At 54.6% G+C, this 21,888-nt stretch carries 24 protein-coding genes; 6 read left to right on the plus strand and 18 right to left on the minus strand.

What is annotated here, in order from left to right; genetic code table 11:
* Positions 1 to 163: 163 nt before the first annotated feature.
* Entirely contained in the window at positions 164 to 1,267 is a 1,104-nt protein-coding gene (locus QSV34_RS00255) for a phosphoribosylaminoimidazolesuccinocarboxamide synthase (RefSeq protein WP_289150959.1), read from the plus strand.
* Positions 1,268 to 1,455: 188 nt separating this feature from the next.
* Here the strand turns inward: QSV34_RS00255 and QSV34_RS00260 are convergent, their stop codons facing one another.
* From QSV34_RS00260 to arsS, 14 genes are all read right to left on the minus strand, one after another.
* Positions 1,456 to 1,770 (minus strand): YqfO family protein, encoded by a 315-nt coding sequence (locus QSV34_RS00260; RefSeq protein ID WP_289150960.1) that lies wholly within the window; start codon positions 1,768 to 1,770, stop codon positions 1,456 to 1,458.
* Positions 1,763 to 2,164 carry a Rieske (2Fe-2S) protein gene (locus QSV34_RS00265; protein WP_289150961.1) on the minus strand — a complete coding sequence of 134 codons (402 nt, stop codon included), beginning with the start codon at positions 2,162 to 2,164 and terminating at the stop codon, positions 1,763 to 1,765. Before QSV34_RS00265 ends, QSV34_RS00260 begins: the two co-directional genes overlap by 8 nt.
* 38 nt (positions 2,165 to 2,202) lie before the next feature.
* Positions 2,203 to 4,149, minus strand: a complete 1,947-nt coding sequence (locus QSV34_RS00270; protein ID WP_289150963.1) for a trypsin-like peptidase domain-containing protein — start codon at positions 4,147 to 4,149, stop codon at positions 2,203 to 2,205.
* A gap of 164 nt (positions 4,150 to 4,313) precedes the next feature.
* Positions 4,314 to 4,847: a DsbE family thiol:disulfide interchange protein gene (locus QSV34_RS00275; RefSeq protein ID WP_289150964.1), complete on the minus strand. Its 534-nt coding sequence runs from the start codon at positions 4,845 to 4,847 to the stop codon at positions 4,314 to 4,316.
* Positions 4,837 to 6,810 carry a heme lyase CcmF/NrfE family subunit gene (locus tag QSV34_RS00280; RefSeq protein WP_289151453.1) on the minus strand — a complete coding sequence of 658 codons (1,974 nt, stop codon included), beginning with the start codon at positions 6,808 to 6,810 and terminating at the stop codon, positions 4,837 to 4,839. Before QSV34_RS00280 ends, QSV34_RS00275 begins: the two co-directional genes overlap by 11 nt.
* A gap of 18 nt (positions 6,811 to 6,828) precedes the next feature.
* A complete protein-coding gene (gene ccmE, locus QSV34_RS00285) occupies positions 6,829 to 7,332 on the minus strand; it encodes a cytochrome c maturation protein CcmE (protein WP_289150966.1) in 504 nt (167 codons plus the stop codon).
* Complete coding sequence (gene ccmD, locus QSV34_RS00290) at positions 7,332 to 7,583, minus strand: heme exporter protein CcmD (protein WP_289150968.1); 252 nt, start codon at positions 7,581 to 7,583, stop codon at positions 7,332 to 7,334. Before ccmD ends, ccmE begins: the two co-directional genes overlap by 1 nt.
* Positions 7,584 to 7,586: 3 nt before the next feature.
* A complete protein-coding gene (locus tag QSV34_RS00295; protein ID WP_289150970.1) occupies positions 7,587 to 8,330 on the minus strand; it encodes a heme ABC transporter permease in 744 nt (247 codons plus the stop codon).
* Positions 8,331 to 8,442: 112 nt separating this feature from the next.
* Positions 8,443 to 9,114: a heme exporter protein CcmB gene (gene ccmB, locus QSV34_RS00300; protein ID WP_289150972.1), complete on the minus strand. Its 672-nt coding sequence runs from the start codon at positions 9,112 to 9,114 to the stop codon at positions 8,443 to 8,445.
* A complete protein-coding gene (gene ccmA, locus QSV34_RS00305) occupies positions 9,111 to 9,758 on the minus strand; it encodes a cytochrome c biogenesis heme-transporting ATPase CcmA (RefSeq protein WP_289150974.1) in 648 nt (215 codons plus the stop codon). Before ccmA ends, ccmB begins: the two co-directional genes overlap by 4 nt.
* 131 nt (positions 9,759 to 9,889) lie before the next feature.
* The gene (locus tag QSV34_RS00310) at positions 9,890 to 10,075 is read right to left on the minus strand and encodes a PA3496 family putative envelope integrity protein (RefSeq protein ID WP_289150976.1); all 186 of its coding nucleotides are present in this window, start codon (positions 10,073 to 10,075) and stop codon (positions 9,890 to 9,892) included.
* Positions 10,076 to 10,186: 111 nt separating this feature from the next.
* Entirely contained in the window at positions 10,187 to 10,828 is a 642-nt protein-coding gene (locus QSV34_RS00315) for a TIGR04282 family arsenosugar biosynthesis glycosyltransferase (RefSeq protein WP_289150978.1), read from the minus strand.
* A 135-nt stretch (positions 10,829 to 10,963) separates the two neighbouring features.
* Positions 10,964 to 11,638, minus strand: coding sequence for a TIGR04283 family arsenosugar biosynthesis glycosyltransferase (locus tag QSV34_RS00320; RefSeq protein WP_289150979.1), 675 nt, complete (start codon positions 11,636 to 11,638; stop codon positions 10,964 to 10,966).
* Between the two features lie 109 nt (positions 11,639 to 11,747).
* Entirely contained in the window at positions 11,748 to 12,725 is a 978-nt protein-coding gene (gene arsS, locus QSV34_RS00325; RefSeq protein ID WP_289150981.1) for an arsenosugar biosynthesis radical SAM (seleno)protein ArsS, read from the minus strand.
* Positions 12,726 to 12,795: 70 nt separating this feature from the next.
* Between arsS and cobB the strand changes: the two genes are divergently transcribed.
* The 3 genes from cobB (at position 12,796) to fnr (ending at position 15,618) form a co-directional block, all read left to right on the plus strand.
* Positions 12,796 to 13,521 (plus strand): Sir2 family NAD+-dependent deacetylase, encoded by a 726-nt coding sequence (gene cobB, locus QSV34_RS00330; RefSeq protein WP_289150982.1) that lies wholly within the window; start codon positions 12,796 to 12,798, stop codon positions 13,519 to 13,521.
* A 249-nt stretch (positions 13,522 to 13,770) separates the two neighbouring features.
* Positions 13,771 to 14,829, plus strand: coding sequence for a hypothetical protein (locus tag QSV34_RS00335; RefSeq protein ID WP_289150984.1), 1,059 nt, complete (start codon positions 13,771 to 13,773; stop codon positions 14,827 to 14,829).
* Positions 14,830 to 14,889: 60 nt separating this feature from the next.
* Positions 14,890 to 15,618 (plus strand): fumarate/nitrate reduction transcriptional regulator Fnr, encoded by a 729-nt coding sequence (gene fnr, locus QSV34_RS00340; RefSeq protein ID WP_289150986.1) that lies wholly within the window; start codon positions 14,890 to 14,892, stop codon positions 15,616 to 15,618.
* Between the two features lie 75 nt (positions 15,619 to 15,693).
* Here fnr and QSV34_RS00345 read toward each other — a convergent pair whose 3' ends face one another.
* A complete protein-coding gene (locus QSV34_RS00345; protein WP_289150988.1) occupies positions 15,694 to 16,380 on the minus strand; it encodes an OmpW/AlkL family protein in 687 nt (228 codons plus the stop codon).
* A 154-nt stretch (positions 16,381 to 16,534) separates the two neighbouring features.
* On the opposite strand from QSV34_RS00345, the gene QSV34_RS00350 reads away from it, so the two are divergent.
* Positions 16,535 to 17,386, plus strand: a complete 852-nt coding sequence (locus QSV34_RS00350; protein WP_289150989.1) for a class II glutamine amidotransferase — start codon at positions 16,535 to 16,537, stop codon at positions 17,384 to 17,386.
* A gap of 168 nt (positions 17,387 to 17,554) precedes the next feature.
* Here the strand turns inward: QSV34_RS00350 and QSV34_RS00355 are convergent, their stop codons facing one another.
* The 3 genes from QSV34_RS00355 to QSV34_RS00365 are packed head-to-tail and all read right to left on the minus strand — an operon-like array spanning position 17,555 to position 20,157.
* Positions 17,555 to 18,901, minus strand: a complete 1,347-nt coding sequence (locus QSV34_RS00355) for a DEAD/DEAH box helicase (RefSeq protein WP_289150991.1) — start codon at positions 18,899 to 18,901, stop codon at positions 17,555 to 17,557.
* 7 nt (positions 18,902 to 18,908) lie between these two features.
* Positions 18,909 to 19,223 carry a BolA family protein gene (locus QSV34_RS00360; protein WP_289150993.1) on the minus strand — a complete coding sequence of 105 codons (315 nt, stop codon included), beginning with the start codon at positions 19,221 to 19,223 and terminating at the stop codon, positions 18,909 to 18,911.
* Between the two features lie 37 nt (positions 19,224 to 19,260).
* A complete protein-coding gene (locus tag QSV34_RS00365; RefSeq protein ID WP_289150995.1) occupies positions 19,261 to 20,157 on the minus strand; it encodes a LysR substrate-binding domain-containing protein in 897 nt (298 codons plus the stop codon).
* A 136-nt stretch (positions 20,158 to 20,293) separates the two neighbouring features.
* Here QSV34_RS00365 and QSV34_RS00370 point away from each other — a divergent pair, with 136 nt between their 5' ends.
* Entirely contained in the window at positions 20,294 to 21,886 is a 1,593-nt protein-coding gene (locus QSV34_RS00370; protein ID WP_289150997.1) for a 5-guanidino-2-oxopentanoate decarboxylase, read from the plus strand.
* Positions 21,887 to 21,888: the final 2 nt, after the last annotated feature.

The following is a 21,888-nucleotide window of genomic DNA, read 5'->3' on the forward strand; positions in this document are numbered from 1 at the left end:
CTGGCAGTGGTAAGCAAATCTGGTATTATCGCGCCTCTAGAAGGTCGGCCAACGCCCTATATCCCTACAATTCTTGCGGGTATAGCCTTTCTAGATCGTCACTTTCCACTTGATATCGCGTTATTGCCCGGAACCCAGATTTTCGGGCAGAGAGGTGTTTTTTATGAGTCTCGCCAATAAAGTTCTGGCCGTGAACAACGACCTGCCCATTCGCACCGACCAGCCGGTTCACAGCGGCAAGGTTCGCTCTGTTTACTGGCTCACCGAAGCCGACAGCCGTCGCCTGATTGCAGAGCGTGGCTACGATGTGGCCGCCGATGCACCGCTGGCCATTATGGTCATCAGTGACCGCATCTCCGCCTTTGAATGCATCTGGCGTGGCGAAGGTGGTATGGACGGTGTCCCCGGTAAAGGTGCCGCACTAAACGCCATCTCCAACCACTGGTTCAAACTGTTTCGCGAGCAGGGCCTGGCAGACAGCCATATTCTGGAAATTCCCCATCCGCTGGTATGGATTGTGCAAAAGGCGCGCCCGGTGATGATCGAAGCCATCGCCCGCCAATACATCACTGGCTCCATGTGGCGTTCTTACGCGAAAGGTGAAAGAGAATTCTGTGGTATTGAAATCGCCGATAATCTGGAGAAGGACAGCAAACTGCCGGAGCTGCTGATTACCCCGTCCACCAAAGGCATTTTGGAAGGCATTCCTGGCGTACCGGCCCAGGACGACGTCAATATCACCCGTAGCGATATCGACAACAACCACGAGGCGTTTAAATTCCAAAGCCCGGCGGACATCGACCTGTATGAAAAGCTCCTGAAAGAGGGCTTTGATGTCATCAGCAACGAGCTGACCAAGCTGGATCAGATTTTCGTGGATACCAAATTTGAGTTCGGCTACGTCACCGACAAAGGCGGCAACGAAAAGCTGATCTACATGGATGAAGTGGGTACGCCAGATTCCTCCCGCATCTGGGATGGCGGCGAATACCGCAACGGCAAAGTAGTGGAAAAATCCAAGGAAGAATTCCGCCAGCTGCTGCTCAACCACTTTCCCGACCCGGATATTCTGATCAATAAAGATCGCATGGAAGAGCGCACTGCTCTGGCACGGGACAATGTACTTCCGGAAGCCGTATTAATGCAGGTTTCCAAAACCTACACAGATATTGCCGAGAAAATTACCGGACAGGCTATTGAACTGTCGGAAAACCCGAAAGCAGATATTGTTGCTATTCTGCGGGATGAATTTGGGTTGGTGGATTAACCCAAACCGCAAACAAAAAAGGCGTCACCGGAAACGGTTGGCGCCTTTTTTTGTTTTTGGGTTGCGGCAGCCAGTGTAAAAACTCCGTCATCCTGAGCGCAGCGAAGGATCTCATACTACAAATAAACAAAGAGACTCTTCGCTGCGCTCAGAATGACAATTACGCTCAATCTGCTCGCAGCCCGCGGCTAGAAGCCCGTCGCCAATTCCCAAACATCATAAGCCGGTTCTTCATAAGGATGCGCCGCTACCAACGCCTTTACCGCATCCCCAATCCGCTCGTCATCACAGACCATTTCGACTCGATATTCCTCGACAACCTCCACCTTACCCTGTTGACCAATAAACGGCGCGCTGCCGTCGAGTGGGCGGAACTGTCCCTGCCCCAACACCTGCCAGCAGCAGCTGTCGTAATCACCAATGCGCCCGGCGCCGGCGGCAAAAACCGCCTGTTTTACCGTTTCCAAATGGGATTCAGGCACAAAGAACGCCAGTTTATACATCGTTGAGCACCGAGCTGTCCGCAGTCACAATCGCGCCATTTTCCACGATCACAGGCACCTGCTGCAGCCCGTAGTTCACACAGGGGCCCGCCGTACAAACGCCACTGTCCAAGTTAAACACTGCGCCGTGATGACTGCATAAAATTAATGAGCCGTCATTGCTAAGAAAATCGTCCGGCGCACCATTGAGGCGGGCACCGGCGTGGGGGCAGCGGTTCACATAGGCACGCACCAGCTCTCCCTGGCGCACCGCAAAAATGGATACCACCTCCCCTTCCTTACCCTCAAACAGAAATTCTTTGCTACCGGGGTTGTTGAGTTCATCCAATTCGCACAGCGTGTAACCCGCCCGAAGGCGGGTAAAAGGTTCAGAACGGATAACGTTGTGACTCAAAGCATTACCATCAAAGGTTTATTTTTCAGGCAATGATTCTACCGATTGTCTTTTACAAACTCGACAATATCTGCCGCCGGTATGGCGTAGCTGCGGGTGCGGCTGTAGCGGGCAATATTAACCCCGGCAAAAATGCCGTCTACAGAGAACAGCGGGCCGCCGCAGTCGTCCGGGTGCAGTGGCGCGTCGTGGGAGAAAACATTTTCAAAACCATCCCGACGGATGCTCTTGCCACCGTCAAAATACTCCGCCACATGGCGCCCTTGCTGCTGCGGGCGATTACCCAGAACCAACTCTACCGACAACGGTTCATCATTGCGCAGAGCTACAAGGCTGACACTGTCACCAGGCTCATAACCGCGCAGGGTTTCAATCAGTTGTTGCGCACTGGCAATCTGCTTACCGTCCACTTCCAGCAAGAAATCACCATCTCGAAATTGCTTTGCTGCCGGTGTGTCGTCAAACACCCGGTCAAAACGCACTTTGCCATTCACTGTACTGGGAGACACCCCCAGATAACCGGCGCTGTGGCGTTTATCGATAGCGAACTGTTCGGTGCTTTTAACGCTCACCAAGCCATCGCCTTTGGGGTGGGGTGACAACAGCAATTGGCCGCGATCAATTTTGTCGCTGCCTCTGGCGGACAGTTTCAAACCACCCTTGAGACGAGTGGCCAGTTTCAGCAACACCAGGTCACGCTCACTGTCGCGAGCCACCACGGTCGCATCGTAGCTTTCACCACCTTGTGTGACACTGATGGAGTCACCCACTCTGGAGCTTTTGCTTACCAACAAGTTGCCTGGCCGAAACAGGGTTGCCAGTGCCTCCACTTGTTCGCCATTTTTTTCGCTGACCACCTGAAGAGAGGCCGATTGCAAACGCTGTTCCTGCCCGGAAAATTGTTGCTCCAGATCCACCAGTTGCGTCTGTGGAGCAACTGGCTTGACGGTGGGCGCCTGCTCATTAACCGCAAGAGTGCCGCTCCAGGCGTGGTAAGAGCGTTTGTTTTCCGGCAGCTTGAAGGTCAATTCCACTTCACTGCCATCCCTTTTGACACGCAGGGACACCTGATCTTTCTTCAGAGTGTATGCCCGTTGCAGCAGCAGGTGCGCCTCCCGGCGCTGTCTTGCTTCTTCTCCATCTACAGCCAGCAAACGGTCACCGGCTTGCAAACCGGATTTCTGGGCCAGACTGTCAGGAGTCACTGCGGCAACTTTGGCGTAGTCAGTACGGGAGCTTCTGCGCCGGTGTTCATTGCCCTCGGCCAGTTCAAAGCCAAAGTCTGGCCCCACTGACACATTGTGATCGTGAAATTCCTCGGCGCGAATCAGATAGTCCCAGTAGCGGCGAAACTGATCCACAGGTACTTCGTGGTTGCGATCCAGGGATTGGCTGATATTGCTGTGAATGCCGATCAGGCGCCCTTCCATATCGTACAGTGGGCCACCGGAATCGCCGGGCTCCATCAGGCAGGTGGATTGGATATAACCGTCGTCAGTGACCGGGTCGGCGATATAACCAAAGCGCACCACTACACCGCGTTGTTCGCTGTGCTCACCGGGAAAGCCCAGGCTGATGCAGGGTTGATTGCGTTCCAGGGCAGACGACCAACCCAGCTCCGCCACCGGCAGGTCACCAGGTTTATCAATCTTGATAACCCCCATGTCCACGTGAGGCTCGGTACCCAGACCGGTAGCGGTAAAACTGCGACCGTCTGCCAGCAAAATCTCATAGCGAGCGTTTGGGCGCACCGCGTGGCCAGCGCTCATCACATAGCCCTCGGGGCTGACAATCACAGCACTGAAAGTGCCGTTGCCACCTCGACCCAATGTGCGCACTTCCACCGTGGCAGGTGACACCTTGGCCACCACCTTGTCGATGGACTGTTGCAATTGTCGGGGATTGAGTTGTTGATCGGCGGTCGCGGCAAATGAAAAAGTAGACAACAAAAGAGTGGCAGAAAGTGCCAGGTGCGTTGGTTTCATGCTAATTACCCTAAATCGAGTGAAACGAGCGGTGCCCCCAACACCGGTTTGCAAAGCTAGCAAAACCCCTGATTCCATTCAGCCAGTTTTACATTCTTATACGCTTTGGACTCGTTTTAGCAAAAAACGTTTACACAAAACCCCAGAAAACTCCTTAAATAGTTTCACTCAGCCATGAGTTGGCGATACAGGGGTTCCATTTCCTGCTGCCACACCAGCTGGTTAATCAGCCCTATGCGCTTGTAGCGAATGACTCCCTGCTTATCCACCAGATAGGTTTCCGGGGCAGCGTAGACGCCCATATCAATGGCAAAACGGCCATCGCTGTCTGCCCACACTTGGCTGAAGGGGTTGCCGTGCTCCCCAAGCCACTCCAGAGCGTCGGCCCGTTGATCCCGGTAATTGACGCCCACCAGATTGACTCCCTGGCTGGCCAACTCCGTCAAAAACGGGTGCTCTTGAATGCACACATAGCACCAGCTGCCCCAGAAGTTGAGCAGCGTCACCTCACCCGTCAACTCACTTTTATCTGCCGATTGTTGCGGATTGAACAACAGTGGTAACTGAAATTGAGGAACGGGTTTATCGATCAATGGGGAATTAATGGCATGAATATCCCGGTTGGAATTCAAACCCCACCACAGCAGCAAGGCAAACACCGCAAATGCTAATAACGGAATAAAGCGCTTAACTTGCATTTAATGCGGCCCCATCGGCTGTCTGACGCTTTTCCACGTAGCGTCGGTAACGTTTGTCCAGCGCTGCCAGCAAAGAACCCAGGGCAACCAGAATGGCCCCCAACCAAATCCAGCGCACAAAGGGCTTCACCTGCACACTCACCGCCCAGGCTTGCCCTTCCATTGGCCGGGACAGAGTAACCATCAGGTCGCGCCAGAAACCAGCGTCGATGCCTGCTTCCGTCATGGGTTGCTCACGCACCGGGTAATAGCGTTTTTCCGGCGCTACCGACACCGCCTTGCCACCACCTTGGCTGGCGAAAAAATGCGCTCGGTAGGCTTCGTAGTTTGGCCCCCGATACTGTTCAATTCGATCAAAACGAAATTCGTAACCCGCCAGCGTTACGGTTTCACCGGGGGCCATTTTCACGTCTTTGCGCTCTTCATAAACTGACGTCAATGCCACGCCCAGCAAGGCCACCACAATTCCCACATGAGCCAATACCATGCCGTAGTAGCTGCCTTTCAGGCGCCGCATACCCTGCCAGAGTGAGGTTTTGTGCTGACTCTTGCGCCACAGGTCTTGCCAGGTCACTGCAAACACCCAGGCGCCGATGGCAATAGCCCCGGCCGCAATCAATGAATAGTGAGGCAACAGCAGTGGCAGCAAAGCACCGGCCAGCAACGCCAACAGGATCGGCCAGCGAATGGCGGCCAGCAGGTTGGCCACTCGGTGGCGCTTCCAATTGAGCAGCGCGCCCACTGGGATCAATACCACTAACAACGCAAATACCGGGTTAAACAGCAGGTTAAACCAGGGCGGGCCAATAGACAGACGCCCCCCTTCCACCCACTCGTAGTAGAGCGGATAAAGCGTACCCACAAACACCACGCCCAGCCCCAACATCAACAAAATATTGTTGAGCAACAGGAAGGTTTCTCGTGACAGCGGCTCAAACTGCGACACTTTGCGCACCACACCACTGCGCAATGCAAATAGCAGCAACGAGCCTCCGATCACCACGCCGAGAATAGAGAGAATAAACACGCCGCGGGCACTGTCCACCGCAAAGGCGTGTACAGAATTAATGATGCCGGAGCGCACCAGGAAGGTACCCAACAGGCTGAGGGAGAATGTCAGAATTGCCAACAGCAACGTCCAGGTACGGAACATGCCGCGCTTTTCCGCCACCGCCAGGCTATGCACCAAACCCGCCCCCGCCAGCCAGGGCATAAAGGAAGCGTTTTCAACTGGGTCCCAGAACCACCAGCCGCCCCAGCCCAGTTCGTAGTAAGCCCACCAGCTGCCCAGGGCAATACCCATGGTGAGAAACGCCCAGGCGGTACTGGTCCAGGGGCGCACCCAGCGAGTCCAGGCGGTATCCAAGCGGCCACCAATCAACGCCGCCATGGCAAAGGCAAAGGCCACAGAGAAACCCACATAACCCATATAAAGCACCGGGGGGTGGACGATCATGCCGAAGTCTTGCAGCAGAGGGTTCAGATCGCGGCCTTCCGCAGGAAAGGCCGGCAGTATGCGCTCAAAGGGGTTGGAAGCAATGATCAGGTACAGCAAAAAACAAGCGCTGATGGCGCCCATTACTGCCAATACACGGGCAGAAAGCGCTTGCGGTAAATTACGGCTGAGCAATGCCACGGCCAGCGTCCAACCCGCCTGCACCAGTTCCCACAACAGGAACGAGCCCTCGTGAGCGCCCCATACAGCGGTCACCTTGTAGTGGTCAGGCAACTGGGTATTGGAGTTGGCAGCCACATAGGCCACGGAAAAATCACTGTCGAGAAACGACTTCACCAGGCAGTAAAACGCCAGCGCCACCAACACAAACTGCCCCGCTGCCAGTGAGCGCGCCATGCCCATCCAGCGCTGATTGCCATTGGCTGCCCCCCACATGGGAATTACCGCCAGCACCAGTGCCAGGCACAGTGCCAGTATCATGGAAAACTGCCCCAGCTCGGGAATCATCGACAGAGTTGCCACAGACTACTGCTCCTGTCCGGAAGTATCGTTGTATGCGTCTGAATTTAAACTTTGGGATTTTTGCTGCTGTTCCTGTTGCCAGCGATGGCCCTCCTCCATGGCATGCTCAATTTCCGGCGGCGTGTATTTCTCATCGTGCTTGGCCAGCACCTCGTCCGCCTGCAACACCCCGTTGGCATCAATTACACCCACAGCCAGCGCAGCTTCTCCCTCGGCAAACAAATCCGGGCGAATACCGGTGTAGTGCACTTCCAGTTGATGGGGGCCATCGGTTACCTGAAAGCGGGCAAACAGCGAATCACTCGCTTCCTCAAGGCTGCCCTTTACCACCATGCCACCCGCGCGAATGCGGGCGCCTTCCGGCACTTCGCCATTGGCGATTTGTGTGGGGGTGTAAAACAGATTCATATTGGTGCCCAGCGCCGTTACCCCCAGCCCCACAACGATGGAGGCGGCAATCACGATAAACAGCACCAGAAACAGGCGTTGACGACGAACCGGATGCATCAAAAATCCTCTGCTTGTGACTTTTCTGGAGTTTGGGTTTGGCTTTGAGCGGCAGCCTCACGACGCATCTGCCGCAAAATAGCTTTACGCACGCCTCTATTGCGCTGCAGGGGCGCCAAGGCCGCCGTGATTAAAACCACCAGTGCTATGCCATAAGCAGACCACACATAGGCGCCATGACACATCTCGGTACCGTCTTTTTTGACGTAACACATGGCGATAAAATCGGCGACACTCTCAAAATAAAACACGCCCTATTCCCCTTTTACCAAAGCCCGAACCCACTGGGTGCGACGCTCGCTGTAGAGTATTTCATTGCGCATGCGCAAAAACAGAACCACGGCAAAAAAACCGTAAAAACCCACAATCATGATCCAGAATGGCCAGGCCAGAGACGGGTCGATGGAAGATTCTTCGGTAAATTTGAAGGTGGCGGGTTGATGCAGGGTATTCCACCAGTCAGCGGCCTTGTAAATAATGGGAATATTTACCGTACCCACCAGCGCCAAAACCGCGCTGGCCTTGGCACCTGCCTGCTTGTCGCTGTAAGCCTCTTGTAACGCCATTACCCCCAGATACAGAAAAAACAGAATCAACATGGAGGTCAGTTTGGCGTCCCACTCCCAGTATGTACCCCAGGTAGGCTTGCCCCAGATAGAGCCGGTAATCAGCGCCAGTGCGGTGAGCGCCGCGCCGATGGGCGCGCTGCACTTCATGGCCACAAACGCCAGCTTCATGCGCCAGATCAAACCAACAGCCCCGGCACTGGCCATCAAATAAAACGCCGCCAGGGACAACATGGCAGAGGGTACATGGATGTAAAAAATTCGCACGCTGTGGCCCTGCTTGGCATCCGGCGGCGCAATGGCCAAACCCCATACCAGGCCGGTGATCAACACCAACACCGTCAGCGGCACCAACCACCTGAGCCAGCGGCCGCTTTTTTCATAAAACCACTTGGGCGATCCCAAACGGTGAAACCAGGTCCAATTTGCCATAAACAACCTTAACTCTTGTCATTGCGAGGAGCGAAGCGACGCGGCAATCCAGTGACTTACTCCTAGCCAGAGACACTGGATCGCCGCGCTGCGCTCGCGATGACGGTAAATGTTAACCATGCATACTAATTTTCAGTGCCCCGGAACAGGCAAAAGGCGCCAGCAACAGTGACAGCGCCATCAAGGCACCCACCACCAACAGCGGCCCGTCCGGAGAAAAGCCATCAACCGCTCGCTGCACTGAACCGGCGCCGAACACCAGTACCGGCATATACAGGGGCGTTACTACCAGCGACAGCAGCAAACCACCACGGCGCAAGGCAACGGTGAGTGCCGCACCAATGGCGCCGATCAAACTCAGTGCCGCAGTACCCACCAGCAGGCTGATAACCATGGGCCAATAGCCCGCTTCCGGCAGCGACAACATAATACCCAGCAAAGGTGAAAGTAGTGTCAACGGCAGGCCAGTGACCAGCCAGTGGGCCAGCACTTTAGCGAGCACAATCAGCCACAGCGGTTGCGGGCTGATAATCATTTGTTCCAGGCTGCCATCGCGATAGTCGCTTTGAAAAAGCCCGTCGATGGATAGCAGCGTCGCCAACAGCGCCATAATCCAGATAATACCGGGGGCAATTTTTGCCAGCTGTTCCGGCGATGGCGACACAGCCAGGGGCACCAGGGTCAGCACAATGAGGAAAAACACCAGTGGGTTGGCCAGCTCACCACGGCGACGCATGGCCAGCAACAAATCCCGGCGCAGAATGGTAGTAAAGCCGCCGCTCATTGCTCCCCCTTGGAGTGCCCGGCTCCCAAGTGCAGGGTTTTTACACCGTCAATAGACAATGGCTGATGGGTAGTCAAAATCACCGCCCCACCTTCACTGACGTGTTGTTGCATGCACTGTTCCAGCTGCGTCACTCCCTGACGGTCAATGGCGGTAAAAGGCTCGTCCAGTATCCACAGTTTCACCGTACTCAGGTATAGCCTGGCCAGTGCCACTCGCCTCTGCTGCCCGGCAGACAAGCTGTGACAAGGCACATCTTCGTAGCCCACCAGGCCCACTTTTCCCAAGGCGTCAGCAATTGTATGACTGCTTTTTTCAGCCAGAGACAGTCGTTGCAACCAACACAAATTTTCTTCCGGGGTCAGGGTACTTTTAATGCCCGGCTGGTGGCCGATATAGAGCAGCTCGCTGGCGTATTCCAGTGCGCACTGATGCACCGGTGTGCCGCGCCACAGGCAGTCGCCAGACTGAGGCGCCAGAGTGCCAATAATCACCTTTAGCAAGGTGGTTTTACCACTACCGTTATCGCCACTCACCTGCAAAATATCCCCCGCTGCCACACTGGCATTTACAGCAGAAAACAGCAGGCGGTCGTCCCGCTCAAAGGAGATATCAGAAAGCTGTAGCAGAGGGGTTGAAGTCAAGGGTTCGACACCGGCAATCAGGTGCGCGCATTATACAGATAAACGGCCCACTGTGAGCCGTGACGCCGGTCAACTAACAAGGCAAAAGAACAAGGGGGTGTTAACAATTAGTTGTTAACACCCCCTACCTGTCAGTCATCAAAATCAAAGTCGTAATCACTGAGCTGACGCTTGAGGCGTTCTTCCTCCAAACGTGCTTCCAGGCGGCGACGGGCATCCTGCGACGATGAATTATTATGGTTGTTTTCCAACTCGGTTTCGCTGTCGTCCATTTCCATATCCTCAAAGTCAGTATCATCCAGTTCTTGAGTACTCATAAGGCTTTCACCTCTATGACGTTCACCACACGTGTGTGTAAAAAAAACCAGCTAATGCAAGGATTCTTGGAGCGAAAATTAGTACGAAATTATGTCAGAATCAAGTCAATTTTAGAGGCGGAATCCAGGCCAGATAGAATCCAATTGCACCAGGTCTTGCGGGCGATCGATATCCGCCAACTCCGGCAGTTCGCAATAGCGCCAGCCAAGGTCGTCGAGGCGCTGTCTTGTCTGCGCCAATACCTGGTCACTGCCCCAGGCAATACCTTCAAACAGCTGGCGATCCACCCGCTGCAAACCAATCAGCACATAGCCACCGTCAGTAGCCGGGCCCAATACACAGTCGTGTCCCTGTTGCAGCGCCTTACACGCCTGCTGCAGGTAATCACCATCCATAAACGGGCAGTCGCTGCCAACAATTACTACGGCTTCGGCAGCCGCCAAAGCCTGTTTGGCGCTGTGCTGCATGCGCTGCCCCAAGTCGGCGCCCTGCTGCTGTTGAATGGTGACATCTGTGCCCGCAACCAGGCGTTCAAAATAACCGTTTGAATCGCCACTGATGGAAAAGCTGTAAGGGGCAGTATGGGCGCCGCTCAGTTGGCGAAAGCAGTGCTCCACCAGGCGGCGGTGCAGCTGCAGGCAGCCGTCATCACCCAGCGCCGGGCGCAAGCGGGTTTTCACCTGGCCCCGCTGTGGCGCTTTGGCGTATTGAATAATCCGGTAGTCTGGGTAGCGGTACTGAGCTTTTGACATGGATGTCATAACTTTAGATCGTCATCGCGAAGGAGCGAAGCGACTGCGGCGATCTCCAGCAAGGTACTTCGATTCCAGGAGATTGCCGTGTCGCCTTCGGCTCCTCGCAATGACAGTAAGACAAAGACTTTCAATTCAATAATACTGTTTCACCAGTTGTTGCGGGTCGGCGCCGCAGAAATAGCGCCAACGCAAGCGCCACATCAGCCAGATGGTGCGCCAGACGCCATCCCGCTCCCAGCGACGGCTGGACGTAGTCACCGGGGATGCAACCAGGCGCGCCCGTTTGCGCTGACGCAAGCGGCTGGTAAATTCGACATCCTCCATCAGGGGAATATCCCCATAGCCCCCCAGCTCATCAAACAGCTGCCGCTGCACATAAATGCACTGATCACCGGTGGCAATAGAGGTGAGCCGGGAGCGTAAATTCATAAAGAAAGACACCAGTTTCAACACCTGGCGGGAGCCGCTAAGGCGCACAGGGAAGAAACCCCACAGGGGCTGGTATTGCTGAATACGTTGCCAGCACTTCTCAAAGTCTTTAGGCAGCTGGGTATCGGCGTGCAGAAACAGCAGATAGTCGCCAGAGGCAATCATGGCGCCGGCGTTCATCTGACGGGCCCTACCGGGATCGCTGAGCCACACCATATCCACCAGCGATTGTGCCTGCTGTGGCGTGCCATCAGCGCTGCCGCCATCCACCAGAATGACTTCCACCCCCTGCTCGCGTAATGGCTGCAGGGGTTGCAGAGTAGAGTCCAGTAATTCGGCTTCATTGAGCGCCGGGACAATAATTGAGAGTTTGTGCATTGTTATTGTTTTCGCCTCTGTCATCCTGAGGAGCGTAGCGACGTGAGGATCTCAGAGTCTGAAAGTTGTGAGATCCTCACGCGGCTGCGCCGCTCAGGATGACGATTTGTCAGTCTTCCAACGCCCCACCACAACTGCTGCCCTGCCCCGCAGTACAACCATAGCAATGTTCACCAATCACAATGGGGTTTCCCTGAAAATCCGTTTCCAGCAATTGCCGCAGATGGCGCTGGCGGTCACTGCCAATTATCTGCTGTGTGTCTCGCAACGGCAATTCCAACATCTGATTAAAGTCACAATCGTACAAATTTCCCTGCCAATCCACGCTGATCAATGAATGGCACATCACGGTTTCCAGGTTGCTGTCGCTGTAACTGCCCTTCAGCAACTCCATGTAGTCGTGATATTTGCCCTTGGCCAACAGCATGCCGCCAAAGCGGCTGATGGGCATATTGGTGATGGTGAACAAGCTATTGAATTCAATACCGTACTGCTCCCGCAGCTGTTGCTTGTAGTCATTTTCCAGCTGCATTTGCGGCGGTGGCAAAAAGGCACCATTGGGGTTGTACACCAGGTTGAGAGGCAACTGCGGATCGATGCCGTAACCCAGACTATTGAGTTTAATCAGTGCATCGATGCTGTCGCCAAACACGCCCTTGCCCCGCTGTTCATTGACGTTTTGTTCGGAATAGCAAGGCAGCGACGCCACCACGGTGACTTTGTGACGGGCCAGAAACTCCGCCAGGTCTTCGTATCCGGGCTCCTGCAAAATGGTGAGATTGCAGCGATCGATCACCTCCACGCCCAGCTTGACCGCCTCTTCCACCAGGTAACGAAAGTGGGGGTTCATCTCCGGCGCACCGCCGGTAAGATCCAACACCTGCAAGCGATGCCGCTGCAACACCTGCAACACCAGCTCCACGTTGTCGCGATCCATCAATTCCGTGCGTTTGGGGCCGGCGTTCACATGGCAATGGGTGCAGCTGAGGTTGCACAGGTAACCGAGGTTCACCTGCAAGGTAGTCAGCGCGCCTCGGTTCAGTGAAGGGAAATCGGTATCCAGTAATAATGGTCGGGTATCGAGCATTTGTTATTCTCTGTTTGGCTGCGCCTAAGACAACAAGAACGGGCGTATTATCCAGCAAAGGAACACTCATATGAATAACCGTGAAAGGAATGAATTTCACTCGGTGGTGGTTTTAACCGGGGCTGGCATCTCCGCCGAATCAGGCATTCGCACTTTTCGCGCCAGCGACGGCCTGTGGGAGGAGCATCGTATTGAGGATGTTGCCTCTCCCGAGGGTTTTGCCCGCAATCCCCACCTGGTACACCGCTTTTACAACCAGCGCCGCCAGCAATTGCTAGGCCCGGAGATACAGCCCAATCCCGCCCACAAAGCCCTGGCAAGTTTTGAAAAGGAGTGGCAAGGGGATTTCCTGCTGGTTACCCAGAATATCGACGACCTGCACGAGCGCAGCGGCAGCCAGAGCCTGATTCATATGCACGGCGAGTTGCTGAAACTGCGCTGCGAAAGTTGCAATGTTATCCACCCCTGGCATCAAGACAGTAGCCCGGAATCCACCTGTGACAACTGCAAAACTGACGGCAGCCTGCGGCCTCATGTGGTGTGGTTTGGTGAAATGCCCTTGCAGATGGACGATATCTACCGCGCACTGGAAAGCTGCGACCTGTTTGTTTCCATCGGCACCTCCGGCAATGTCTACCCTGCCGCTGGCTTCTTTCAGGTGGCAAGCCAGGCGGGCGCGCATACGGTGGAATTAAATCTGGAGCCCAGCGCTTCCGGCTCTCAGTTCGATGAACAGCACTATGGCCCGGCCAGTGAACAGGTTCCCGCCTTTTTTCAGGAATTGCTCGATAGCTAGCTCAGAGAAACTGCCGCTGTTGACGCATATCATGTGACGGCTGCGGGATAGGCTCTATGGTCAACACACTGATGTCCACACCGATTGACCACCATGCCTCAAGAGACTGCCCCATCGCTGGCTGCGATACCCGTCAACTCCAACTTGCCCCACAGCCCCGAGCGCTGTAGTTCACGCATAGAAAGTTCACCCACAGAAAGTGCTCCCACATATCCGATAAATTTCGATTCGCAGTCGGGAACAATTGGGTTGTCATTCGCCATCCGCGGCAGTGATTACCGGTCGCAGCTGGAACTGCTGCCCCAGGAACTGGCTCTCTACAACAAAGAATTGAAAGATCAGGCCGTAGAACAGGTTTGGCTGTTGGGCGACCAACTGCACAATATTATCCCCGCTGACCTCACCTGGTTTTGTTATCAGGTGGGCAGCCAGTTACACGACAACGCCAAAGATGCCATATACGGTTTTGAAATAGACCACAAGTACATCAGCGCCGACGGTTTGGCATTACTTCACGGGCTGCATTTTCGGCGTCTTAAAATTCGTTTTGGTCACAGTCCGGCACTGGATGAAGGCGGCTGGATGCAACAGGTAGATCAGACCATCTCCCTGTTGGACAACGCCGGTTTCAGCGACCTTATTTGCCAAGTAAATGTAGCGGAATTTGCATGCCCCGATGCCCTCAACCGCCTGCTACTGAGTCTGCAGCTATACAATCCCCAGCACATTGAAATCGCCGGCATCGGCAAAACATCCACAGAGAGCACCCCGCCTGATATCCGAAAAATTTACCTCAACCTGCTCAAGCGGGCTCAGCAGAGAGGCTATCAAGTGCTGGGCAATCAGGTATTGGTAGCCCCTGGTAGCCGACTGCAGCAACTGCAACAGCACCATCAACTGCACTTTGCACCCTGGGGGTACAGCTCCAGCCAGCTCAAACGCTGGCTGGCCTTGGGTCTGGCAGCAGAAGGCAGTACTGGCGATCTGTTCTACCGCAACTGCAGCAAGCTGGATTGCTATCGCAATCGCCTGGGCGAAGGCGTATACCCTCACCACTGGCACGGCCAGCTGCCGGAACAACAAGCGGGTACAGAAAACATCGTGCAATCCCTGTTGTGCTACGGAGAGTTGAACAACCAACAACTGGCACAGCTGCCAGAACATAACCGCAAACAAATATCAGCCCTTATTAACCACGCCTGCGATCGCCTTTGGCTGGAGCCCAACCAAAAGTGCTGGCAACTCACTACCAGCGGGCGTATCGAACTACGGCAATTGCTCTCTGGCTTGCAACAAGTACACCACTGATCTGTGCTTCTCTCAGGGAAAGCCCTATAATTCCTGCCTGACAAGTTTTGTGGATTCGCAATGAATAACCCAGCTGTAGACCGTAAATGTCCTCACAGCCAAGTGAGCTGTGGCGATTGCCGAATGAATGCTCTGTGCCTGCCACTGGCGTTGCAAAACGAGGAAATTGATCGCCTGGACGATATCGTGCAACGAGGTCGCCCCTTCCACAAGGAAGATCACGTCTACAATGCGGGTGTCGAGTTCAAGTCCGTGTACGCGGTGCGCAGCGGTTGCATCAAGTCCTACTACATCAACGACGATGGTCAGGAACAGGTCACCGGCTTTCACCTGCCAGGGGAAATATTCGGCATCGATGGCATCGGCCACAATCGCTATGTGAATTCTGCCATCGCTTTGGAAACTTCCGCCATCTGTGAAATCCCCTTTTCCCGCCTGGAAGAACTCAGTGTGGAAATCCCCTCTTTGCAGCGGCACTTTTTCCAATTAATGAGTAAAGAAATCACCAGCGACCAACAGCTGATCACCCAGCTCAGCAAAAACAGTGCCGAGGAGCGCATTGCCACACTAATCCTCAGCATTTCCAGCCGCAACGCCCGCCGCAAGCTGTCCAGCACCCAGATTCGTCTGCCTATGTCACGGGCGGATATTGGCAATTACCTGGGATTAACGGTGGAAACCGTTAGCCGGGTATTCAGTCGTTTTCAAAAACAGGGACTGCTGGCAGTGGATAAAAAAGAAATTGAAATTCTGGATGTGGATGGGCTGCGGGAATTGTCGAACAACTGATTTAAAGTAACCTTCCACAAAAAAGCGCCGACCGGTAAAAACCGTCGGCGCTTTTTTTAAGGCCAGCAATAACTCTTAAAACTTGTAGCCCACAGACAACATAAATACCACCGGATCGATTTCCACTTTCTTGCTCAGGGTGGCGCCATTGCTGAAGGTAAAGGTGGCGTCTGCATCGATATCGGCGTACCAGACACTGGCATTTACCAGCCAGTTGTCATCGATGCTGTAATCCACACCAACTTCTGCAGCCAGGCCAATGGAGTCATCGATATCCAGAGTGGCAGGAGCTACAGCGCCTTGCAACGTGCTGGAGGCCTCCTCGGAGAAGAACAAGGTGTAATTTACGCCGAGACCAACATAGGGCTGCACAACACTGCTGTTGTCCATGGGGAAATACTGCACGCTCAAGGTGGGCGGCAAGTGTTTGGTGCTACCGGCATTGATGGTGCCGAAGCCCAAGGCGCCGGTATTGGCGGTAATGTCGTGCTCGAACGGCGTGGCAGCCAGCAGTTCAATGCCCCAGTTATCGGTGAGCATGTAAGTGGCTGTAATACCCAGAGACTCGTCGTCTTCAGCAAAAGCAGAAGAGTTGGCGATGGCACTGTTATTCAAGTTTAACGGGCCGCTGCCGCTACCAGGTTGTACAGAGGCCACACCGGCGCGAACAATAAGGTCACCCGCTTCGTGAGCAGTAGCTGTGGTAGCCCCCAGCAACAGGGCTGCACTGATAGCCAATGACAGGGCATTGCGATTTTTCATGAGATGCTCTCCAGAAGGTAGTAAAAATTCTGGCGCCATTAAACTGCTCTGAGCGGTTGCGGTAATTGATCTGGATTAATTAAGCATAAAGAGGTACAAAATATTTGCAGCTGCCTGTGGTCAAAAAGCCAGGAATTGTTAAAAGGAGAACCTTATGTGCCGTTTTGCGCTTTATCTGGGTAATCAGGCCATCCCTGTCAGCGCCCTGGTCACAGAGCCAGAGCATTCCCTGATTCATCAAAGCTATAAAAGCCGTGAACGCAGCGAACCGCTGAATGGCGATGGCTTTGGCATTGCCTGGTACGCCGATGCAGACCCGGAACCCGCACTCTTTAAAGACATATCCCCCGCCTGGAGCAACGCCAATCTGCGTCACCTGGCGCGAGTCACCCGCAGTCGTTGCATCCTCGCCCACGTGCGTGCAGCCACCGCCGGATTACCGGTCACCTATACCAACTGTCACCCTTTCGAAGAAGGCCACTTAAGTTTTATGCACAACGGCGAACTGAGCTGCTTTACCCACAAGCGGCGCCAGTGTTTAGCCATGCTCTCGGATCGCGCTTACGGAATTATCAAAGGCACTACCGACTCGGAATTTTTGTTTGCACTTTTTCTGGATAACTACTGGAAACTGGCCAATATCGAAGAACCGCTACAGCGTATGCAGCAAGGCTTATCCGCCACAATCGAACAGGTAGCATCACTGTGTGACCAAAAGAGTTATGGCACCAGCACACTCAACTTGGTGGTGGCCGATGGCAGCCGCGCCGTTGCCAGCCGCTATACCGATGGCACCCCGGAAGAAGCCAACTCTCTCTATGTGCAAAGTGGTGGCAGTTATTGCTGCGACGATGGCCATTGCAGTATGGAAACACAAGACAACAACCACCGCTCGGTGATTATTACGTCGGAAGGGCTAAATGACGACCCGCGTTGGCAGCGGGTGCCAGTGAATCATTTTGTGACGGTTGATGTTGAGTTGGAAGTGGGGATAACAGAAATTTAGCAGTTTCGGGTTTCGGGTTTCGGGTTTCGGGTTTCGGGTTTCGCAGACTTTGTCATTCTGAGCGCAGCGAAGAATCTCTTACTTCGTATCCCTCAATATCCTTCACTTACGCTCAGGATGAAAAATTGACTCGATCTGCCCGCAACGCGAAACCCGTAACTCGCAACCTTATTTTTTCCTCCGCAACGGCGCAAACCCCTCTTCCTTACCACTATCATGAATCGGCTTTTTACCAGGCCGCCGCTTATTGGCCGCTTTTTTAGGAGTGGCGTTTTTGGCGGTTTTCTTTGCCAGCTTTTTCTTTTTCGTGCCAGCGGCCTTGCCGGAAGCCTTGAGTTTTTTCGGTCCTTTGTATTTGCCTTCCAGCCCCGCCACCACAAGTCGTTCAAAGCGAGTTTTCAGGTAGCGTTCGATAGACGCCATCAGGTTCCATTCGGTTGAGGTAATAAACGAAATGGCGGTGCCCTGCTCGCCGGCACGACCGGTACGACCAATGCGGTGCACATAGTCGTCACCGCTGCGGGCCATATCAAAGTTAATCACCAGGCCAACACCCTGTACGTCCAGGCCGCGAGCCGCTACATCGGTGGCCACCAGTACATCCAGTTGGCCGCGGCGCATCTGTTGCATCACGTGATTGCGTTCGTCCTGCAATAAATCTCCGTGCAAAATACCGGCGCGCAATTCACTGTTGTAAAGCCAGCCAACCAGTTTTTCCGCCCCAGCTATGGTGTTGGTAAACACTACGGTTTTTTGCGCGCTTTCTTGCTGCAGCAGTTTGAGCAACAGCTTTTGTTTGTGCTCAACATCGTCCGCCAACACAATTTGCTGCTGAATACTGCTGTGACGGGAGCGAACACTGTTCACTGCAATGGTTTGCGGGTTGTTGAGCACCGCATCTGCCACCTTGCGAATACCGCGATGTTTCAAGGTGGCCGACAGCAACAGCGTTTGGCGCTGCAGGTTGCAAGCCTTGGCAATGGTCAGCACGTCTTCACTAAAACCCATATCCAGCATGCGGTCGGCTTCGTCCAACACCAGCACTTCCAGATCGGAAAAGTCTGCTGAGCCTTTTTCCAAATGTTCCAAAATGCGCCCAGGCGTGGCGACAATAATCTCCGGGTTTTTGCGCAGCATGGCTTTTTGAAAGCGAAACTCCTGACCGCCGGTAATCACATCCGCTTTCAGGTGGGTCATTTTTTTTAGCTTGATACAGTGCGCCAACACCTGTCGCGCCAACTCGCGAGTGGGGGCCAGCACCAGTGCCCGGGTGCCGCTTTTGGGGGCATCAGCTTGCAGAAAACGCTGCAACATGGGCAGCAAAAAAGCCGCACTTTTGCCACTGCCGGTTTCTGCGGTTACCAACAGATCCTGCCCTTGTAAGGCTGCAGGAATCACTTGAGCCTGTACCGCTGTGGGTTCGCTGAAGCCCTCTTTGCCAACTGTCTCAAGCAGGCGCCCGTGAAGGCCAAAATCTTCGAACTGAGGCTGGGCTTTACCTTTATTATCACTCACCGTTTCATCAACCACCTTTACTGCCTCCCATACAATTGGGAGATGCCGGCGCCTCACTGACTTCCCCCCACTCTTCCGGGCTATAGGTATGCAATGCCAGAGCGTGCACCTCCCCGGCCAGTTCTTCACTGAGAGTCCGGTATACCGCCTGATGGCGCTGCACCTGGCGTTTGCCGGTAAAGTTCTCTGTGGCCATCACCACTTTAAAATGGGTTTCCGAATTGGCGGGCACCGAGTGCATATGACTCTCGTTAATCACCTGCAGGTGGCTGGGGCTGAATTCCCGCTGCAATTTTTCTTCGATCTGTTGCTGAATGGACATAAATAAAATAACGTCGACGGCTGTAAAAAGGCCGCCATTATACCGGTGCTGTCAGCCATTGGCGTAACTGTTGTATGGATTGTCGTCCGGATTTTCCTTCTGGTACCGCCAGATAATATGCCTGGTCACATTGCAAATCCTGTTCGCAAGCCCGAACCAGACGCCCATCCGCCAGCTCATCGCGAACAAAATACCAAGGCATGATAGCCACACCCAAACCCTGCAGTGCCGCTTCCAACAGCAGCTGGAAATACTCCAGCCGCGGGCCCGGCAACTGCCCAATCTGAGCGGCACTTATGCCGGCATGCTGCAGCCAAAGGTGAGATGATGACAGTTCACCGGTTTGATGCAGCAGTGGCATTTGAGCGATACCTTCCCGCTTGACCAATGGCTCGCCACCGTTTTTGACAAGCAAATCCGGGCTACATACCGCCAGCAAAGTCTCCGCCATCAACAACTGACATTCCAGGCCGGGCCAATTGCCACTGCCAAATAAAATGGCCAGATCGTAATCTCGCGCTGCACCGTAGATGCGGCCCATATCCGTATCCAACTCGAATTCCACCGGCGGCACACCGCCTTTGTCCCTGCCCTGCCCCATGCGCGGCAGCAACCAGCGGCTGACCAGCGCCGGTTCCGCCGCCAGCAACAATGGGCGAACGCAGCCACTAGCGGCATCTGCGGTGGTGGCTTCCAGCTGATCCAGCAGCGGCTTCAAAGCCACAGCGTAGCTTGCTCCTTCGGCGCTCAGGGTCACACCCTGTTTGCTGCGCACAAACAATTGCATACCTAGAAATTGCTCCAGATTTTTTATCTGGCGACTTACCGCACTTTGGGTCAGGCACAGCTCGACACCAGCCTGGGTAAAGCTGAGGTGGCGAGCAGCGGATTCGAAACACTCCAGGGAAATCAGGCTGGGGATACGTCGCCTCATAAAGGCTCTCCTGCGGCTGGGCTAAGGTGGGCTTGGTCATGATATTTTGGAATGACCCTAACACAAACAATCGCTTGCCCGCTATCACCGCTTCGCTAAAGTATTCGCCATCAAAGAACAGCGAACAGAGGCACCCATGGCAACCTGCGGCGAAGTATTGGCAAAATATCTTGAGGCTTATGGCATCGACACCGCTTTTGGCATTCCCGGCACTCACACCATCGAGCTGTACCGAGGGCTGCCGCAAACCAGCATCCGCCACGTTACCCCGCGCCACGAGCAGGGAGCCGGATTTATGGCCGATGGTTACGCCCGCGTAACCGGCAAGCCAGCAGCCTGCATTACTGTGTCCGGCCCCGGCGCCTATAACATTGCCACTGCCATGGGTCAGGCACTGCAGGACTCTGTGCCCATGTTGGTGATTTCAGCGGACAACAACAGTTGGGAAAAAGGCCTCGGTGAAGGCCGTTTGCACGAAACTCGCAATCTGCAAGCGGCCATGGCGGAATGCTCGGTGTGGAGCCACACTTTGGCACGGCCGGAAGAACTGCCAAAAGTCATGGCCCGCGCTTTCGCCATATTCAATAGCCAGCGCCCCGGCCCGGTACACCTGACCTTGCCACTGAATGTGATCACCGCCAACGCCGATCAGGTAGCGGTAGAAACCTGGGCTTTGCCCAGCCGCCCAGCCCCGGCGCAAGACGCTCTGGCCGCCGCAGCAGAACTGTTAAACAATGCCCAGCGCCCTGTACTCGCATTGGGTGGTGGTGCCGCAGATGCCGCAGAAGCGGTACAACAGCTGGCCGACACACTGGATGCCCCGGTCACCCTGACCCACAACGCCAAGGGTTTGCTGCCGGCGGATCATCCGCTGCTGGTTAATACCAGTCCCTCTTACCAGCCGGTACGCGATCTTTACCAAAGCGCGGATGTGATCCTTGGCATCGGCACCGAATTCAGCGAAACCGATTACGACTTTTTCTTTAACGGCGAATTCCACTTGGGTGAAGCCAAGCTGGTGCGTATCGATATCGACAGCACCCAGCTGACCCGCAACGTGCGCCCGGACGTTTCACTTTGCGCTGACTCCCGTAGCGCCATCGACGCCCTGCTACCGCTTTTGCAACAAGGCAGCCGCAATGGCGCTGCCCGTACAGCTGCCGTCAAAGAACAACTCGCGCCCCTCAATCACAACGGTTACCAGGTGTTTCTCGACAGCATCCAGCAAGCCTTGCCCGGCGCCATTGTGATGGGTGATTCCACCCAGCCCGCCTACTTTGCCGCCGCTCAATACGACGCCCCAGCAACGCGACGTTTTGCCAGTGCCGCCACCGGCTATGGCACCCTGGGCTATGCCCTGCCCGCCGCGTTTGGCGCCAAGTTGGCGCAGCCGAATTTGCCTGTGGTGTGCCTGATTGGCGACGGTGGTTTGCAGTTCACCATCAACGATTTATCCACCGCCGTAGAGGCGCAGATTCCGGTAGTGATACTGGTATGGAACAACCAGCGCTACGAAATGATCGCCCAGAACTTTGAAACCGCAGGCATGGAGCCCATCGCCTGCGATATTCACACACCGGATTTTGTTGCCATCGCCAAAGGCTACGGTTGCCCGGCACAACAAGCCCACAACCTGGACGAATTGCAGCAACAGATGCAGGCCGCACAACAACAAAATGTGCCCACACTGATTGAAATTTGTGAACAAGACTTTATTGGGGAGCAGTAATC

It is taken from the genome of Porticoccus sp. W117 (assembly GCF_030341905.1).
Classification (GTDB): domain Bacteria; phylum Pseudomonadota; class Gammaproteobacteria; order Pseudomonadales; family Porticoccaceae; genus SCSIO-12696.

Coding starts and splice junctions, on each gene's coding strand:
- QSV34_RS00255 (WP_289150959.1), top strand. CDS start 164: ATGAGTCTCGCCAATAAAGTTCTGGCCGTGAACAACGACCTGCCCATT.
- QSV34_RS00260 (WP_289150960.1), bottom strand. CDS start 1,770: ATGTATAAACTGGCGTTCTTTGTGCCTGAATCCCATTTGGAAACGGTA.
- QSV34_RS00270 (WP_289150963.1), bottom strand. CDS start 4,149: ATGAAACCAACGCACCTGGCACTTTCTGCCACTCTTTTGTTGTCTACT.
- QSV34_RS00275 (WP_289150964.1), bottom strand. CDS start 4,847: ATGCAAGTTAAGCGCTTTATTCCGTTATTAGCATTTGCGGTGTTTGCC.
- QSV34_RS00280 (WP_289151453.1), bottom strand. CDS start 6,810: ATGATTCCCGAGCTGGGGCAGTTTTCCATGATACTGGCACTGTGCCTG.
- ccmE (WP_289150966.1), bottom strand. CDS start 7,332: ATGCATCCGGTTCGTCGTCAACGCCTGTTTCTGGTGCTGTTTATCGTG.
- QSV34_RS00295 (WP_289150970.1), bottom strand. CDS start 8,330: ATGGCAAATTGGACCTGGTTTCACCGTTTGGGATCGCCCAAGTGGTTT.
- ccmB (WP_289150972.1), bottom strand. CDS start 9,114: ATGAGCGGCGGCTTTACTACCATTCTGCGCCGGGATTTGTTGCTGGCC.
- QSV34_RS00310 (WP_289150976.1), bottom strand. CDS start 10,075: ATGAGTACTCAAGAACTGGATGATACTGACTTTGAGGATATGGAAATG.
- QSV34_RS00315 (WP_289150978.1), bottom strand. CDS start 10,828: ATGTCAAAAGCTCAGTACCGCTACCCAGACTACCGGATTATTCAATAC.
- QSV34_RS00320 (WP_289150979.1), bottom strand. CDS start 11,638: ATGCACAAACTCTCAATTATTGTCCCGGCGCTCAATGAAGCCGAATTA.
- arsS (WP_289150981.1), bottom strand. CDS start 12,725: ATGCTCGATACCCGACCATTATTACTGGATACCGATTTCCCTTCACTG.
- cobB (WP_289150982.1), top strand. CDS start 12,796: ATGAATAACCGTGAAAGGAATGAATTTCACTCGGTGGTGGTTTTAACC.
- fnr (WP_289150986.1), top strand. CDS start 14,890: ATGAATAACCCAGCTGTAGACCGTAAATGTCCTCACAGCCAAGTGAGC.
- QSV34_RS00345 (WP_289150988.1), bottom strand. CDS start 16,380: ATGAAAAATCGCAATGCCCTGTCATTGGCTATCAGTGCAGCCCTGTTG.
- QSV34_RS00350 (WP_289150989.1), top strand. CDS start 16,535: ATGTGCCGTTTTGCGCTTTATCTGGGTAATCAGGCCATCCCTGTCAGC.
- QSV34_RS00360 (WP_289150993.1), bottom strand. CDS start 19,223: ATGTCCATTCAGCAACAGATCGAAGAAAAATTGCAGCGGGAATTCAGC.
- QSV34_RS00365 (WP_289150995.1), bottom strand. CDS start 20,157: ATGAGGCGACGTATCCCCAGCCTGATTTCCCTGGAGTGTTTCGAATCC.
- QSV34_RS00370 (WP_289150997.1), top strand. CDS start 20,294: ATGGCAACCTGCGGCGAAGTATTGGCAAAATATCTTGAGGCTTATGGC.